This window comes from Streptomyces tamarix, assembly GCF_032423885.1.
GTDB classification, from domain to species: Bacteria; Actinomycetota; Actinomycetes; order Streptomycetales; family Streptomycetaceae; genus Streptomyces; species Streptomyces tamarix.
Genome location: NZ_JAWCTQ010000057.1, coordinates 12,513 through 28,217, shown reverse-complemented (window position 1 = coordinate 28,217; position 15,705 = coordinate 12,513). Strand labels below are relative to the sequence as shown.

Annotated in this window: 15 protein-coding genes; 7 read left to right on the top strand and 8 right to left on the bottom strand. The window is 74.6% G+C overall.

Annotated features, from left to right (window positions below):
- Positions 1–13 precede the first annotated feature (13 nt).
- The gene (gene sph, locus RND61_RS29430; protein ID WP_315881192.1) at positions 14–1,033 is read left to right on the top strand and encodes a sphingomyelin phosphodiesterase; all 1,020 of its coding nucleotides are present in this window, start codon (positions 14–16) and stop codon (positions 1,031–1,033) included.
- Here the strand turns inward: sph and RND61_RS29425 are convergent.
- Positions 1,006–1,800, bottom strand: a complete 795-nt coding sequence (locus tag RND61_RS29425) for a GNAT family N-acetyltransferase (RefSeq protein ID WP_315881191.1) — start codon at positions 1,798–1,800, stop codon at positions 1,006–1,008. The two genes, sph and RND61_RS29425, sit on opposite strands and share 28 nt — an antisense overlap.
- Before the next feature lie 102 nt (positions 1,801–1,902).
- On the opposite strand from RND61_RS29425, the gene RND61_RS29420 reads away from it, so the two are divergent.
- Positions 1,903–2,217 (top strand): hypothetical protein, encoded by a 315-nt coding sequence (locus tag RND61_RS29420; RefSeq protein ID WP_315881190.1) that lies wholly within the window; start codon positions 1,903–1,905, stop codon positions 2,215–2,217.
- 16 nt (positions 2,218–2,233) lie between these two features.
- Here RND61_RS29420 and RND61_RS29415 read toward each other — a convergent pair whose 3' ends face one another.
- Entirely contained in the window at positions 2,234–2,719 is a 486-nt protein-coding gene (locus RND61_RS29415; RefSeq protein ID WP_315881189.1) for a macro domain-containing protein, read from the bottom strand.
- Between the two features lie 113 nt (positions 2,720–2,832).
- On the opposite strand from RND61_RS29415, the gene RND61_RS29410 reads away from it, so the two are divergent.
- A complete protein-coding gene (locus RND61_RS29410; RefSeq protein WP_315881188.1) occupies positions 2,833–3,651 on the top strand; it encodes a MerR family transcriptional regulator in 819 nt (272 codons plus the stop codon).
- Here the strand turns inward: RND61_RS29410 and RND61_RS29405 are convergent.
- Genes RND61_RS29405 through RND61_RS29390 form a run of 4 tightly spaced genes read right to left on the bottom strand, consistent with a single transcriptional unit; the run spans position 3,641 to position 9,404 of the window.
- The gene (locus RND61_RS29405; RefSeq protein ID WP_315881201.1) at positions 3,641–5,812 is read right to left on the bottom strand and encodes a 3-hydroxyacyl-CoA dehydrogenase NAD-binding domain-containing protein; all 2,172 of its coding nucleotides are present in this window, start codon (positions 5,810–5,812) and stop codon (positions 3,641–3,643) included. The genes RND61_RS29410 and RND61_RS29405 overlap by 11 nt on opposite strands.
- A 45-nt stretch (positions 5,813–5,857) precedes the next feature.
- Entirely contained in the window at positions 5,858–7,072 is a 1,215-nt protein-coding gene (locus tag RND61_RS29400; RefSeq protein ID WP_315881187.1) for an acetyl-CoA C-acetyltransferase, read from the bottom strand.
- A 47-nt stretch (positions 7,073–7,119) separates the two neighbouring features.
- A complete protein-coding gene (locus RND61_RS29395) occupies positions 7,120–8,262 on the bottom strand; it encodes an acyl-CoA dehydrogenase family protein (RefSeq protein WP_315881186.1) in 1,143 nt (380 codons plus the stop codon).
- A complete protein-coding gene (locus tag RND61_RS29390; RefSeq protein WP_315881185.1) occupies positions 8,259–9,404 on the bottom strand; it encodes a CaiB/BaiF CoA transferase family protein in 1,146 nt (381 codons plus the stop codon). The genes RND61_RS29395 and RND61_RS29390 overlap by 4 nt, the downstream gene beginning before the upstream one ends.
- Before the next feature lie 187 nt (positions 9,405–9,591).
- Here RND61_RS29390 and RND61_RS29385 point away from each other — a divergent pair, with 187 nt between their 5' ends.
- Positions 9,592–10,785 (top strand): saccharopine dehydrogenase family protein, encoded by a 1,194-nt coding sequence (locus tag RND61_RS29385; protein WP_315881184.1) that lies wholly within the window; start codon positions 9,592–9,594, stop codon positions 10,783–10,785.
- Positions 10,786–10,811: 26 nt separating this feature from the next.
- Here RND61_RS29385 and RND61_RS29380 read toward each other — a convergent pair whose 3' ends face one another.
- Entirely contained in the window at positions 10,812–11,189 is a 378-nt protein-coding gene (locus RND61_RS29380; RefSeq protein ID WP_315881183.1) for a VOC family protein, read from the bottom strand.
- On the bottom strand, positions 11,186–11,893 hold the full coding sequence (locus RND61_RS29375; protein ID WP_315881182.1) for an endonuclease V: 708 nt from the start codon (positions 11,891–11,893) through the stop codon (positions 11,186–11,188). Before RND61_RS29375 ends, RND61_RS29380 begins: the two co-directional genes overlap by 4 nt.
- A gap of 316 nt (positions 11,894–12,209) precedes the next feature.
- Here RND61_RS29375 and RND61_RS29370 point away from each other — a divergent pair, with 316 nt between their 5' ends.
- The 3 genes from RND61_RS29370 (at position 12,210) to RND61_RS29360 (ending at position 15,671) form a co-directional block, all read left to right on the top strand.
- Positions 12,210–12,626 (top strand): SsgA family sporulation/cell division regulator, encoded by a 417-nt coding sequence (locus tag RND61_RS29370; RefSeq protein ID WP_315881181.1) that lies wholly within the window; start codon positions 12,210–12,212, stop codon positions 12,624–12,626.
- Between the two features lie 344 nt (positions 12,627–12,970).
- On the top strand, positions 12,971–14,590 hold the full coding sequence (locus tag RND61_RS29365; protein ID WP_315881180.1) for an ABC-F family ATP-binding cassette domain-containing protein: 1,620 nt from the start codon (positions 12,971–12,973) through the stop codon (positions 14,588–14,590).
- Between the two features lie 106 nt (positions 14,591–14,696).
- Positions 14,697–15,671 carry an acyl-ACP desaturase gene (locus RND61_RS29360; protein WP_315881179.1) on the top strand — a complete coding sequence of 325 codons (975 nt, stop codon included), beginning with the start codon at positions 14,697–14,699 and terminating at the stop codon, positions 15,669–15,671.
- The last annotated feature ends 34 nt before the right edge of the window (positions 15,672–15,705 follow it).

Below are 15,705 nucleotides of genomic sequence, written 5' to 3'. Positions count from 1 at the left end.
CGAGGGAGTCGCCGTGCCCCTTCCCCCGTCGTGTTCCGTGCTCCGCCGCGTCCCGCGCGCCGTCCTGTCCGCCGCGGTGTCCGCCGCGCTCGCCGCCGTGTCGCTGGCCGCGGCGGCGCCCCCGGCGGTCGCCTCCCCCGCCGCGGCCGGGGCGGCGCCGAACCTCAGGGTCCTCACGTACAACGCCTTCCTCTTCAGTCGCGCCCTCTACCCGAACTGGGGGCAGGACCACCGCGCGAAGGCCATCCCGGCGGCGCCGTTCTTCCAGGGCAACGACGTGGTGGTGCTCCAGGAGGCGTTCGACAACACCGCGTCGGACGCGCTGCTGAAGAACGCGGCCTCCTCGTACCCGTACCGGACGCCCGTGATGGGCCGCGGCACGTCCGGCTGGGACGCGACGGGCGGGGCCTACTCCCCGACCACCCCGGAGGACGGCGGGGTGGCGCTGCTGAGCAGGTGGCCGGTCCTGCGCAAGGAGCAGTACGTCTACCAGGACGCGTGCGGCGCGGACCGGTACTCCAACAAGGGCTTCGTGTACGCGGTGCTGGACGTGCGGGGCACGCGGGTCCACGTGGTGGGCACCCACGCCCAGTCGACCGACCCGGGGTGCTCGGCGGGCGAGGCGGCGCGGGTCCGGGCGCGGCAGTTCAGGGCGGTGGACGCCTTCCTGGACGGCAAGGGCATCCCCGCGTCGGAGCAGGTGATCGTGGCGGGCGACCTCAACGTGGACTCCCGCACCCCGGAGTACGCGACGATGCTCGCCGACGCGGGCCTGGCCGACGCCGACGCCCGCACCGGCCACCCGTACTCCTTCGACACGGCGGAGAACTCCATCGCCGCCGAGCGCTACCCCGACGACCCGCGCGAGGACCTCGACCACGTGCTGCACCGCGCCGGGCACGCCCGCCCGGCCGGCTGGACCAACCTGGTCGTCAAGGAGCGGAGCGCCCCCTGGACGGTGACCAGCTGGGGCCGGACGTACACGTACACCGACCTGTCGGACCACTACCCGGTCGTGGCGTCCGGGCGGTAGTCGTACGGGGTCGTGGTGGACAGCACCGCGAAGCCGAGGCGGCCCAGGACGGGGCGGCTGTCGTCGGACGCGTCGACCTGGAGCCAGGGGAAGCCGCGGGCGGCGGCGATCCGGGCCCGGTGGGCGACGAGGGCGCGGTAGAGGCCCCTGCCCCGCCACTCCGGTACGGTGCCACCGCCCCACAGGCCGGCGAAGCCGGTGCCGGGCACCGTCTCCATGCGCGCCGAGCTGACCGGCCGGCCGGCCGCCACGGCGACGACGGCGACCACCGCGCCGGGCCGCTCGGCGAGCTGCCGGAGCAGCCGCTGCCGCAGGTGGGAGCCGTCCGTGCCGAACGCCCGGTCGTGGACGTCCACCATGAGGTCCACCCCGGCGGCGTCCGTCACGGGAACCAGCTCCACGCCGTCGGGCGGCGGGGCGGCGGTGGCGGCGATCCGGGCCGTCTCGGCGACCATGAGGGCCTCGCGCGGTCCGGCCGCGAAGCCCGCGGCACGGAGCCGGTCGCCCAGGTCGTGCGGCTCGTCGTGCTCGTACAGCTTCCACTCGAACTCCCGACCGAGAGCGGTGAAGTGGCGGACCTGCTCCTCGATCGCGCGGTCCGCCGTGGCGGCCGTGAGGCCGGTCCACAACACGCCGTTCCACGCCTCCGCCGGGCCGGTCTGCCGGACGACGTTCCCGGCCCGCTCGACCCGGCACCCGGGCCCGTCCGGCCGGGCCTCCCGCCGCACCCGCCGGTCGAACAGGGCCAGTGCCTCCGCGTTGTCCATGGGGACACCCGACCATCCGCACGCGGCGGACGGCAACGGGATTTGCCGGCCGGCGGGCGCACGGTAGGTTGAACGCGTTCAGACCGACCGGGAGGGGGCGCCGTGAACGCCGCAGCGAACGCGCGGCCCCGGGTGCGCGGGCTCCCGCGCGCGGTGGTCGCGCTGGCCGTGCTGGCGGCCCTGCCCCCGCTCCTCACGGGCCTGGACACGCCCCTGGGGGGACTGTTCCTCCTGACGGCCCTGCCCGTACCGCTGCCGCTCCTGCTGGGCCGGTACCCGCGCGCCTTCTCCTGGACGTGCTTCCTGCTCGGGCTCGCCCTCTGCCTGTGGGTGCTGGTGGGCGCCATGGCCGGGACGGCCCTCTTCCTCCCCGCCGCCGTGCTCCTGCTGATCGCCCCGGCCGTCGGGCCGCGCTGACGGCGGGCCGGCCGGCTCAGCCGTCGTGGTCGTAGACCGTCACCGGGATGCCGCGCGCCACCAGGCGCTCGGCTATCAGCGGCTCGACGCGCGACCAGCGGCCGCCCGCGAGACCGCAGCCGATGCGCGGCACGTGGACGGACGCACCCAGCTCGACGGCCTTGCCCGCGAGCGCGGCGAGAGCCGTGTCGATCGCCCCGTACCGCACGGGGACGCCGTTGCTTCCCGTGCGCATCCCCCGCTGGCCCACCATGTTGGCCACCCACAGGTACGGCCCCACCTGGACGTACTGCACGGCGCCGAGGCCGAAGTCGTTGCCCGCGCGCTCGCGGTGCCAGCGGCGGTAGGCGGCCTCCGGCTCGGGCCAGCGGCGCGAGAGGGCGACGACGAAGCCCTTGCCCCAGCCGCCCAGGTCGTTGCAGACGTGCGCAATGATCTTGACGCCCCCGCCGAGCGGCGCGGTCGCGTCGCCCTTCGTGTACCGGATCCCCGTTCCCGTCATGCCCGCCACCGTACGGGCCGCCACTGACAACCGGCCCCCGCGCACTTTCACAGCGGTGGTGAGACAGCAATACTGTGGCAGCAGTGCGACACCGCAGTGGAAACGAGGGCCCCGTGGCGACCGAGACGCAGCAGCCGCCGTTCACCGTGGACGAGCTCGCCGCGCGCGCGGGCGTCACCGTCCGCACGATCCGCTTCTACAGCACGCGCGGGCTGCTGCCGCCGCCCGTCATCGGCCCCCGCCGCGTCGGCCGGTACGGGCCCGAGCACCTGGCGCGGTTGGCGCTCATCGAGGAGCTCCAGCACCAGGGCATGACCCTCGCGGCGATCGAGCGGTACCTGGAGCAGCTCCCGCCGGACGTGAACGCCCACGACCTGGCCATCCACCGGGCCCTCGTGGCCACCTGGTCGCCGGACGCCGCGGAGCGCCTGACGCGCGCCGAGCTGGAGCGGCGGGCCGGGCGCGAGCTGACCGACGCGGACATGGAACTGCTCACCGCCATGGACGTGCTCGCCGGCCCCGACGAGGAGGGCCTCCTCCGCGTCGACCCCGGACTGCTGCGGCTCGGGCTGCAACTGCTCGACGTGCCGATCCCGCGCGCCACGATCGTGGCCGCCCGCGAGGTGCTGGTCGAGCACACCCGCGAGGCGGCCCAGGAACTGACCCGGCTGTTCCGGGACGAGGTGTGGAGCCCGTACCGGGAGCGGGAGACGGACCCGGAGGACCCGCAGCACGTCAAGGCGATGAAGTCGCTGTCCGCGCACATGCAGCCGCTGGTGGTGCAGGCGCTGGTCACGGCCTTCCAGCGGTCCCTGACGGACGAGTTGCGGGCCGCGTTCCGGGTTTCCCGGGCGGCCGTCCCCGGGAGCGGCCGCCCGGCGTCCGCTCCCGGCGCCCCGGAGGCGCGACGGGCCGGAGGGGTCAGTCCGTGAAGGTCTCGCCCCGCGCGGCCTTCTCCACCAGCAGCGCCGGCGGCTCGAACCGCTCGCCGTACCGCTCGGCCAGCTCGCGCGCCCGCGCGACGAAGCCGGGCAGCCCGCCCTCGTAACCGTTGATGTACTGGAGCACGCCGCCGGTCCAGGCGGGGAAGCCGATGCCCATCACGGAGCCGATGTTGGCGTCGGCGACGGAGGTGAGGACGCCCTCCTCCAGGCAGCGGACCGAGTCGAGCGCCTCGGAGAACAGCATCCGCTCCTGCATGTCCTCGAACGGGACGGCCGCGTCCGGCGTGGTGAAGTGCTCCCGCAGCCCCGGCCAGAGGCCGGTCCGCCGGCCGTTGTCGTCGTAGTCGTAGAAGCCGGCGCCGCCGCTGCGGCCCGGCCGGCCGAACTCGTCGACCATGCGGTCGATGACGGCCTCCGCCGGGTGCGTCCGCCAGGTGCCGCCCGCCTCCTCCACCGCCCGCCGCGTCTCGTCGCGGATCCTGCGGGGCAGGGTCAGGGTCAGCTCGTCCATCAGGGACAGCACCTTCGCCGGGTACCCGGCCTGGCCCGCCGCCTGCTCGACCGACGCGGGCTCGACGCCCTCGCCGACCATGGCCACGCCCTCGTTGAGGAACTGGCCGATGACCCGCGAGGTGAAGAAGCCGCGCGAGTCGTTGACGACGATCGGCGTCTTGCCGATCTGCCGGACGAGGTCAAACGCCCGGGCCAGCGCCTCCTCGCCGGTCCGCCCGCCCTTGACGATCTCGACCAGCGGCATCTTGTCGACGGGGGAGAAGAAGTGCAGGCCGATGAAGTCGGCCTGCCGCTCCACGCCCTCCGCGAGGGCGGTGATCGGCAGCGTCGAGGTGTTGGAGCACAGCAGGGCGTCGGGCGCGACGACGCCCTGGACCTCCTGGAACACCTTGTGCTTGAGGGCGGTGTCCTCGAAGACGGCCTCGATGACGGCGTCGCAGCCGGCGAGGTCCGCCACGTCGGCGGTCGGCCGGATCCGGGCGAGCAGCGCGTCGGCCTTCTCCCGTGTGGTGCGGCCCCGCTCCACCGCCTTGGCGCACAGCTCCTCGGAGTGTGCCCTGCCCTTGGCGGCGGCCTCCTCGGAGACGTCCTTGAGGACGACCTCGATCCCGGCCTTCGCGCAGGCGTACGCGATGCCCGCGCCCATCATGCCGGCGCCGAGGACGGCGGCCCTGCGGACCGTGCGCGGTTCCACCCCCCGCGGGCGGCTGCGGCCGGCGTTGACGGCCTGGAGGTCGAAGAAGAACGCCTGGATCATGTTCTTGGCGGTCTGCCCGGTGACGAGCTCGGTGAAGTAGCGGGACTCGATGACCAGCGCCGTCTCGAAGTCGACCTGGGAGCCCTCCACGGCCGCCGCGAGGATGTTGCGCGGCGCCGGGAGGGGGGCGCCGTTCAGTTGCTTCTTCAGGTTGGCGGGGAAGGCGGGCAGGTTCGCCGCGAACTTGGGGTGCGCGGGCGTGCCGCCGGGAATCTTGTAGCCGGGCTCGTCCCAGGGCTGGCGCGACTCGGGGTGCGCGTCGATGAAGGCGCGGGCCTTGGCGAGCATCTCCTCGGGCGTGTCGGCGACCTCGTGGACCAGGCCGTTCTCCAGGGCGCGCCGCGGCGGGTACTGGGTGCCCTGGAGGAGCACCTTCAGCAGGGCGTCCGTGACGCCCATGAGCCGTACGGTGCGGGCGATGCCGCCGCCCCCGGGGAGCAGGCCGAGCGTGACCTCGGGCAGGCCGATCTTCGAGCCGGGCGCGTCGAGGGCGATCCGGTGGTGGGAGGCGAGGGCGATCTCGTAGCCGCCGCCGAGCGCGGCGCCGCCCAGCGCGGCGACGACGGGCTTGCCGAGGGTCTCGATGCGGCGCAGGGAGCGCTTGACGTCACAGGCGGCGTCGAAGACCCGCTGGGCGTCGGCCGGTCCGGCCCTCATCATGTCCTTGAGGTCGCCGCCCGCGAAGAAGCTCTTCTTGGCGGAGGTGTAGACGATCCCGCGGATGGAGTCCCTCTCGGCCTCCGCCCGGTCGGCGATCGCCGCGATCGACCTGCGGAACGCCTCGTTCATGGTGTTGGCGGACTGGTCGGGGTCGTCGAGGACGAGGGTGACGACGCCGGTCTCGTCCTGCTCCCAGCGGATGGTGGAACGCGTCGGCATGGCGGTCATGGGTGCTTCTTCCGTGACGGGGTTCGGACGGGACGGTCAAAGACGCTCGACGATGGTGGCGATGCCCATGCCGCCGCCGACGCAGAGGGTCGCGAGGCCGTACCGCTTGTCCTGGCGCTCCAGCTCGTCGACGAGGGTGCCGAGGATCATCGCGCCGGTGGCGCCGAGGGGGTGGCCCAGGGCGATGGCGCCGCCGTTGACGTTGACCTTGTCGAGGGAGAGCCCCATGTCCCGGGCGTAGCGCAGGACGACCGCGGCGAACGCCTCGTTGATCTCGACGAGGTCGATGTCGTCGATGGTGAGCCCGGCCTTGGCGAGCGCCTTGCGGCTGGCGGGGGCGGGGCCGGTGAGCATGATGGTGGGCTCGGAGCCGGAGACCGCGGCGGAGACGATCCGGGCGCGCGGCGCCAGTCCGTACCGCTCGCCGACCTCGCGGGAGCCGACGGCGACGAGGGCGGCGCCGTCGACGATGCCGGAGGAGTTGCCGGCGTGGTGGACGTGGTCGATCCTCTCGACCCAGTGGTACTTCTGCAGGGCGACGGCGTCGAAGCCGCCCATCTCCCCGATGCCGGCGAACGACGGCTTGAGCGCGGCGAGGCCGTCGGCGGTGGTGCCGGGGCGCATGTGCTCGTCGCGGTCGAGGACGACGAGCCCGTTGCGGTCCTTGACGGGGACGACGGACCGGTCGAAGCGGCCCTCCTTCCAGGCGGTCGCGACGCGCTCCTGGGAGAGCGCCGCGTACTCGTCGACGTCGCGCCGGGAGAAGCCCTCCACGGTGGCGATGAGGTCGGCGCTGATGCCCTGCGGGACGAAGCGGGTGTCGTGGTTGGTCATCGGGTCGGACATCCAGGCGCCGCCGTCGGAGCCCATCGGCACGCGGGACATCGACTCGACGCCACCGGCGAGGACGAGGTCCTCCCAGCCGGAGCGGACCTTCATGGCGGCCGTGTTGACCGCGTCCAGCCCGGAGGCGCAGTAGCGGTTCGCCTGGACGCCGGCGACGGTGTCGGGCAGTCCGGCGGCGATGGCCGCGATCTTGGCGATGTCGGAGCCCTGGTCGCCGAGGGGGGAGACGACGCCGAGCACGATGTCGTCGACGGCGGCGGGGTCGAGTCCGGGGAGGCGGTCGCGCAGCTCGTGGATCAGGCCGACGACGAGGTCGATGGGCTTGGTGCCGTGCAGGGAGCCGTTGGCCTTGCCGCGCCCGCGCGGGGTGCGGATCGCTTCGTACACGTACGCTTCGGTGGTCACTGGTCGAGCCTTTCGCGTCGCGGGGGTCGCTTCAACGTCTGTGGGGGTCAGCCGAGCAGCGAACGGCCGATGATCTCCTTCATGATCTCGGTCGTGCCGCCGTAGATGGTCTGGATCCGCCCGTCGGTGAACGCCCGGGCGACCGGGTACTCACTCATGTAGCCGTACCCGCCGTGGAGCTGGAGGCAGCGGTCGGCGACCCGCTTCTGGAGTTCGGTCGCCCACCACTTGGCCATGGAGGCGTGGACGGCATCGAGTCCGCCGTCCGCGTGGTCCTCGATGCAGCGGTCGACGAAGGCGCGGGTGACGGCGCACTCGGTGGCCATCTCGGCGATCTCGAAGCGGACGTGCTGGAGCCTGGCGAGGGGCCGGCCGAACGCCTCGCGCTCCTTGACGTACGCCGTGGTGGCCTCCAGGAGGTGCTCGGCGCCCGCCGCGGCGGCGACGGCGATGGCCAGGCGCTCCTGGGCGAGGTGGGTCATCAGGTGGCCGAAGGCGCCGTTGACCTCGCCGAGCAGGTTCTCCCGGGGGACGCGGACGTCGTGGAAGAACAGCTCGGCGGTGTCCTGGGCCTTCTGGCCGATCTTGTCGAGGTTGCGGCCGCGTTCGAAGCCGGGCATGCCGCGTTCGACGACGAGGAGGGACAGGCCGTGGGCGCCGCCCTCGGGGGTCGTCCTGGCGACGACGACGACGAGGTCGGCGAGGATCCCGTTGGAGATGAAGGTCTTGGAACCGTTCAACAGCCAGTGGTCGCCGCGGTCCTCGGCGGTGGTGCGGATGCCCTGGAGGTCGGATCCGGCGCCGGGTTCGGTCATGGCGATGGCGGTGACGGTGTCGCCGGTGCAGAAGCCGGGCAGCCAGCGGCGCTTCTGCCCGTCGGTCCCGAGGTTCGCCAGGTACGGGCCGACGATGTCGTTGTGCAGGCCGATGGCGAGGCCGGGGGCTCCGGCGCGGGTGAACTCCTCGGCGAGGACGGCGCTGTAGCGGAAGTCGGGGTTGCCGCCGCCCCCGTACTCCTCGGGGACGGCGAGGCCGAGGAGTCCCTGGCGGCCGGCGGCGAGCCAGGCGTCGCGCGCGACGATGCCGTCCTTCTCCCACTGGTCGTAGTGCGGCAGGACCTCCTTGGCGAGGAAGGCGCGGACGGTGTCGCGGAACGCGTCGTGCTCGGCGTCGAAGATCCGGCGCTTCACATCGGCCTCCTGTCGGCGGGGTGGATGCTCGGTACGTCCCAGTCGCGGGCGACCTCGTCGGCGTCGGCGCCCGGCCGGGCGGGCGGGCGGCGCACGGAGCCCTGCGTCGCGGAGAACCGGGGCGCGGGCGCGGGCTGGGTGATCCCGCCGTGCCCGGTGAACGTGCCACGGGCGGCGAGGTGCGGGTGGTCGGGGGCCTCGCGCAGCGACAGGACGGGGGCGACGCAGGCGTCGGTGCCCTCGAACAGGGCGGTCCACTCGGCGCGGGTGCGGGTGCGGAACCGGGCGGCGACGGCGGTGCGCAGCTCGTCCCAGCGGGCCGGGTCGCGGCGGGCGGCGGCGGTGTGCCCGTCGAGGCCGAGGAGGCGGGCGAACTCGTCGTAGAACCGCTGCTCCAGCGCGCCGACCGCCATGTGGCCGCCGTCGGAGGTCTCGTACGTGCCGTAGAAGGGGCAGCCGCCGTCGAGGAGGTTGGCGCCGCGCCGGTCCTGCCAGGCGCCGGCCGCGAGCATGCCGTGGATCATCGTGGTGAGGTGGGCGGTGCCGTCCGTGATCGCGGCGTCGACGACCTGGCCGGTGCCGCCCTCCGCGCGGGCGTGGTGCAGCGCCGCGAGGACGCCGACGACGAGGTAGAGGGAGCCGCCCGCGTAGTCGCCCAGCAGGTTGGCGGGGACGGCCGGCGGCTCTCCGGGCGCGCCGATCATGGAGAGGGCGCCGGTGACGGCGATGTACGTGATGTCGTGGCCGGCGCGGTGGGCGAGCGGCCCCTCCTGGCCCCAGCCGGTCATCCGCCCGTACACGAGCCCCGGGTTGCGGGCGAGACACTCGCGGGGGCCGACGCCGAGGCGTTCGGCGACGCCGGGGCGGTAGCCCTCGATGAGGATGTCGGCGCGTTCGACGAGGTCGAGGACGGTCGCGGGCCCGTCGTCGGCCTTGAGGTCGACGAGGACGGAGCGCTTGTTGCGGTTGGTGAGGTCGTACGCGGGGTCGATGCCGAGGTCGGCGCCGCCGGGCCGGTCGACGCGGACGACGTCGGCGCCGAGGTCGGCGAGGAGCATGGCCGCGTACGGGCCGGGCCCGATGCCCGCCAGCTCGACCACGCGCACCCCGAAGAGCGGGCCGTTCCCCGTCGCCGCCGTCATCCGGCCCCCTCGCCACGCCACTGTGACACTTCCGCTGTAACAGTGATGATGTTAAGAACGGGTTCCCCCGCGCACAACCCCTGTGGGCGGGCCCGCGCGGACGGCGCCCCGGGAAGGCGGGGGCGGCGCGGGCGCTAGCCTCTGCCTCCTCACGGCAGCCCACCCAAGCAGCGGCGAAGGAGACGGGATGGACACGCGGAACGGCACGGCACGGGCGTTCGACGTGGTTCTCTTCGGGGCGACCGGGTTCGTCGGGGAGCTCACCGCCCGGTACCTCGCCGCGCACGCGCCGGCCGGCTGCCGCTGGGCGCTCGCCGGACGGGACCGGGACAAGTTGGAGCGGTTGCGCGACCGGCTCGCCGCCGAGCACCCGGTGTGCGCCGGGCTGCCGCTGCTGGTGGCGGACGCCGGCGACGCGGGCGCGCTGCGCGGCCTCGCCGAGTCGGCGCGGGTGGTCGCCACGACGGTCGGCCCGTACGTCTGGTACGGCGAACCGCTCGTCGCCGCCTGCGCCGAGGCGGGCACCGACTACGTCGATCTGACGGGTGAGCCGGAGTTCGTCGACCTGATGTACGTACGCCATGACGCGCGGGCGCGGGAGACGGGGGCGCGGCTGGTGCACGCGTGCGGCTTCGACTCGGTCCCGCACGACCTGGGCGTGTACTTCACCGTGCGGGAGCTGCCGCGGGACGTGCCGCTGCGGGTCGACGGGTTCGTCCGGACGAACGCCTTCTTCTCCGGCGGCACGTTCGCCTCCGCGCTCACCGTCCTGGGCCGGAGCCGGCAGGCGGCGCGGGCGGCGCGGGAGCGGCGGCTGCACGAGCCGCGGCGGGTGGGGCGGCGGGCCGAGGCGCCGCTGGGCGGGCCGCGGTTCAGCCGGGAGACGGGCGCGTGGGCGCTGCCGCTGCCGACGCTGGACCCGCGGATCGTGGCCCGGTCGGCGGCGGCGCTGCCGGTGTACGGGCCGGACTTCCGGTACCGGCACTACGCGGCGGTGCGGACGCTGCCGACGGCGCTGGGCGGCGTGGCGGCCGTGGGCGCGTGCTTCGCGCTGGCGCAGTCGCCGCCCGCCCGGCGGTGGCTGATGGGTCGTTACGAGCCGGGCGGCGGGCCGGACGCGGAGCGCAGGCGGCGCAGTTGGTTCCGGGTGCGGTTCGTCGGCGAGGGCGGCGGACGGCGGGTGTGTACGGAGGTGTCGGGCGGCGACCCGGGCTACGACGAGACGGCGAAGATGCTCGCCGAGTCGGCGCTGTGCCTCGCCTTCGACGACGGCCTGCCGAGGACGGCCGGGCAGGTGACGACGGCGGTCGCGATGGGCGACGCGCTCCTGGCGCGGCTCCGCGCGGCGGGCATCCGTTTCCGGGTCGCGGACGCCCGCTGAGCCGCGGCGCGGGCGGGGCGCGCCGGTCACTCCCGTACGAGGCAGAACGGATGGCCGGCCGGGTCGGCGCACACGATCCAGCTCCGCTCCGGGCCGCCCGCGTCCAGGACCGACGCGCCCAGCGCCACGGCCTCGTCGCGGGCCCGCGCCAGGTCGGCCACGCCGACGTCGAGGTGGAACTGCTGGGGGTGGTCCGGGTCGGGCCAGCGGGGCGGCCGGTGGCGGGCGGCGCGCTGGAAGGCCAGGACGCGCCCGTCGTCGAGGTGGAGCGTCGCCCAGTCGTCGTCGAGGAACCAGCGGGGGTCGGGCCGGTTCACCGCGCCGCCCAGCACGCCCTCGTAGAAACGGGCGAGGCGCAGGGGGTCCGGGCAGTCGAGGACCACGCACTGGAGGCGGCCGATCACACGCCGCTCCCCTGCCGGGCCGCGGCCTCCCGCAGGGCGCGGCGGCACAGCGCGTCGGCGTGCCGGGTGGTCTCCGGCAGGCGGTAGCGCGGCGTCAGCGCCAGCACGTGGGCGCAGGCCCCCTCCAGGGTGACGCGGTGCCCGGCCGAGACGAAGACCGGCTTCACGCCGTCCCGGGTGCGCAGGGCGCGCCCCACCTCCTCCGTCCCGGCGAGCAGCGGGCTGGTGGCGCCGCGCCGGGGGCCGGGCTGCTCGTACGTGAAGGCGAACGGGTTCTTGGCGACGCCGAGCACCGGCAGGCCGGTGAGCACGCCCAGGTGGCTGGCGAGGCCGAAGCGGCGCGGGTGGGCCTGCCCGTAGCCGTCGCAGACGACGAGGCCCGGTCCGGCCGTCAGGGCGTCCAGCGCGGCGAGCACGGCGGGGAGTTCGCGGAACGCCAGGAGCCCCGGCACGTACGGGAAGGAGACCCGGCCGACCGCGGTGGCCTCGTCGACCACGTCGAGGGTGCGGGCGTCCAGCACGACGGCGGCAGCGGCGACGAGGTCGCGCTCGTCGTCGTACGCCACGTCGACCCCGGTCACCAGGCCCGTGCCGACCGGGGGCCCCGGCTCGTCCAGCACCACGCGGGCGCGCAGTTCGTCCTGGACGGCCAGGGCCCCGGCCTCGTCGGCGGGCCAGCCGGCGGGGGTGTCGATGATCGTCATAGTGCCCGTCAGCCTAGGGCGCCCGGACGCGATCGGCACCCCCGCCCACGGCGGTCCGCGCCGCACGCCCCTGCCCGCCGGGTTCCGGAGCCGTACGGACCGGTGACGGGGGCCGGGGGCCGAGGTCCGGCACCGGGAGCCGGGGGTGCGGCGGCCCGGAACCGCACGGACCGGTGGCGGGGCCGCCGGGCGCCCCGTCCGCCCGGCGCCCTCGCGTGACGCGGGTCACGGCGGCGGGCGGTGCACGGCGCGGCCGGATCCACCGTCCTCCTGCGTGAAGAGGAGACCGAAGAGGAGACCTACGAGGGAGCCGGACGTGTCCACCGTCATCGAACAGGCCCTGCGGGCCCGCCTCGTCGCGTCCGCGCCCCGCGCGGACGTCGTCCCGGCCGTCCTCCGCTACGACCCCGCCGACCCCTTCGCGGTCCGCATGGTCTTCCCCGCCCCGGCGACCCTCGACGGGGCGGAGGCCGTCTGGGAGTTCTCCCGCGAGCTGCTCGCGGCGGGGACGGACGCGCCCGCCGGCGTCGGTGACGTGCGGATCCGGCCGTTCGGCCACGACCGGACGGCGGTGGAGCTCCGCGCCGCCGAGGGCGTCGCCGTGGTCCACGTCCGCACCGGCGAGGTCCGCCGCTTCCTGCGCCGCACCGAACACGTGGTGCCCTTCGGGTGCGAGCCCCTCTTCCTCGACCTGGACCGCGACCTGGCCCGGCTGCTGCGCGACGCGTCCTGACCGGGGGGACGGCGGGGAGCGCGGGGGCCGCGGGACGGCGGGGGCCGTAAATCGTTTGCCGTCCGCGCCCGGCCCGCCCTAACGTGGCTCCCGGCCCTGTAGCCGTCGATCGGAGTAGGACATTGCTCGTCTGAGGTCTTGAGACACCGTGCCGCCGCACCGCCGCGCCTTCGCGCGCCGTGCGTGCCGCCCGTGTGCGACCTCGGCGTACGAGCCCGTCCCCCGCCTTCCCGCACCGCCGCTTCGGCGGTCGCCGGCGCGGTGTGCCGCCGCCCCTCCCGGTCGCCTCCCCGGTGTCTCACCCGTTGCCCTGGCCCCTCATCTCACGCAACCGGGAGACGCTCATGTCATTTCCCCCCGCCCACCCCGCCCTCTCCTGCACCGGCCTGACCTTCGCCTGGCCCGACGGCACCCCCGTCCTCGACGGGCTGGACCTCGCGGTCGGCCCCGGCCGCACCGGCCTCATCGGCCGGAACGGGTCGGGCAAGTCGACCCTGCTGAAACTGCTGGCCGGCGAGCTGGCACCGGTCGCCGGGACCGTCCGCGCCGCCGGGGACGTCGGCTACCTCCCGCAGGACGCCGCGCTGGACACCCGGCTGCGGGTCGACGAGGCCCTGGGCATCGCCGGCACGCGGGCCGCCCTGCACGCCATCGAGTCGGGCGACGTGAGCGAGGAGCACTTCGCGGCCGTCGGCGACGACTGGGACGTGGAGGAGCGGGCGCGCGCCGCGCTCGACCAGCTCGGGCTCGACCGGGTCGGCCTGGACCGCACCACGGGCGAGGTCTCGGGCGGCGAGTGCGTGTTGCTGCGGCTCGCCGCCCTGCTCCTGGCGCGGCCCGCCGTCCTGCTGCTCGACGAGCCGACGAACAACCTCGACCTGCACGCCCGGCGCCGCCTGTACGCGGCGGTCGACGCCTGGCCGGGCGTCCTCGTCGTGGTCAGCCACGACCGGGAGCTGCTGGAGCGCGTCGACCGCGTCGCGGAGCTGCGCGACGGCGAGGTGACCTGGTACGGCGGTCCCTACTCCGCGTACGAGGAGGCCGTCGCCGCCGAGCAGGAGGCGGCCGAGCGGACGGTCCGCGCCGCCGAGTCCGACGTGCGCCGGCAGCGGCGCGAACTGACCGAGGCGCAGACCAAGCTGGCGAGGCGCAAGAGGTACGGGGAGAAGCGCGCCGCGCAGAAGGCCGTGCCGCCGATCGTCGCGGGCAACCTCAAGCGCGCCGCGCAGGTGTCGGCCGGCAAGCAGCGGACCGTCCACGCCAAACGGCTGGAGCAGGCGCGGGAGCGGCTGGACGAGGCCGTGGAGGCCGTACGGGACGACGCGGCGATCCGGGTCGAGCTGCCGCACACGGCCGTGCCGCCGGGCCGGGGCGTGCTGCTGCTGCGCGACCTGGCGCTGCGGCACGGCGCCCGCCTGGACGGGGAGTTCGAGGTGCGGGGACCGGAGCGGATCGCCCTGGTGGGGCGGAACGGTTCGGGCAAGTCGACGCTGCTGCGGACGATCGCCGGGGAGCTGGAGCCGCGGGCCGGCGAGGTGGCCGTACGGGTGCCGCTGCGCTTCCTGCCGCAGCGGCTGGACGTCCTGGACGACGGGCTGACCGTCGTCGAGAACGTGGCGCGGTTCGCGCCCGAGGCCACGCCGAACCGCGTCCGGGCGCGACTCGCGCGGTTCCTGTTCCGCGGCGCGAAGGCCGACCAGCGGGCCGGGACGCTGTCGGGCGGCGAGCGCTTCCGGGCGACGCTGGCGGCGCTGCTGCTGGCCGAGCCCGCGCCGCAGTTGCTCATGCTGGACGAGCCGACGAACAACCTGGACACGGCGAGTGTGCGGAGCCTCACACAGGCGCTGGAGGCGTACGAGGGGGCGCTGCTCGTGGCGAGTCACGACGTGCCGTTCCTGGAGGCCATCGGCGTCACGCGCCGGCTCGACCTGGACGCCCTCACCCCGCCCGGGGACGGAACGTGAGCGTCCGTCGCCGCGAGCAGGCTTGGCGAGGGCCTTACGGCCCGCTTAACCTACGGTCTCGTAACCTACGAATCCGTAGGTACTGATCGTTCTTCCAGGAGCACCCGTGACCCTTACCTCTCCCTACCTCGGCAGTTCGGCGGAGTGGACCGATGCCCGGCTGCTGCACGCGTTGGAAGAGGTGGTCGAGAAGGAACTGAACCGCCACCTCAAGGTCGTCAAGGACTGGATGCCGCACGAGTACGTGCCGTGGTCGGACGGCCGGAACTTCCCGGGCTTCTTCGAGGACGGCGAGCCCTGGGACCCGCAGCAGTCGAAGGTGACCGACGTGGGCCGGATCGCCCTGGTGGTGAACCTGCTCACGGAGGACAACCTGCCGAGCTACCACCACGAGATCGCCACCCTCTTCGGCCGGGACGGCGCCTGGGGCACGTGGGTGCACCGCTGGACCGCCGAGGAGGGCCGCCACGGCATCGTGATGCGGGACTACCTGCTCGCCTCGCGGGCGGTGGACCCGGACAAGCTGGAGCAGTTCCGCATGGCCCACATGAGCGAGGGCTTCGAGTCGGACAACCGGCACTCGATGCTGCACTCGGTGGCGTACGTGGCGTTCCAGGAGCTGGCGACGCGGATCTCGCACCGCAACACCGGGCACCAGTCGGGCGATCCGGTGTGCGACCGCATGCTGGCGCGCATCGCGACGGACGAGAACCTGCACATGGTCTTCTACCGGAACCTGCTGGGCGCGGCCTTCGAGCTCGCTCCCGACCTCACCATGCAGGCGGTCAGGGACGTGGTGGTCAACTTCCGGATGCCCGGGCACGGCATGCCGGGCTTCGAGCGGGCGGCGGCCCAGATGGCCATCGGCGAGATCTACAACCTGCGCATCCACCACGACGACGTGATCCAGCCGGTGCTGCGGTTCCTCAAGGTCCTGGAGATCGACGGGCTCGGCCCGGAGGGCCTCAAGGCGCAGGAGGAGCTGGGCATGTACATGAACGGGCTGGACGCGGAGGCGTCGAAGTTCGACGAGAAGCTCGCCGCGCGCAAGGCCCGGATGGCGGCCCGCGCCGGACGCTGACGGCCGGTGGGGCCCGGCGGTCCCCGCCGGGCGG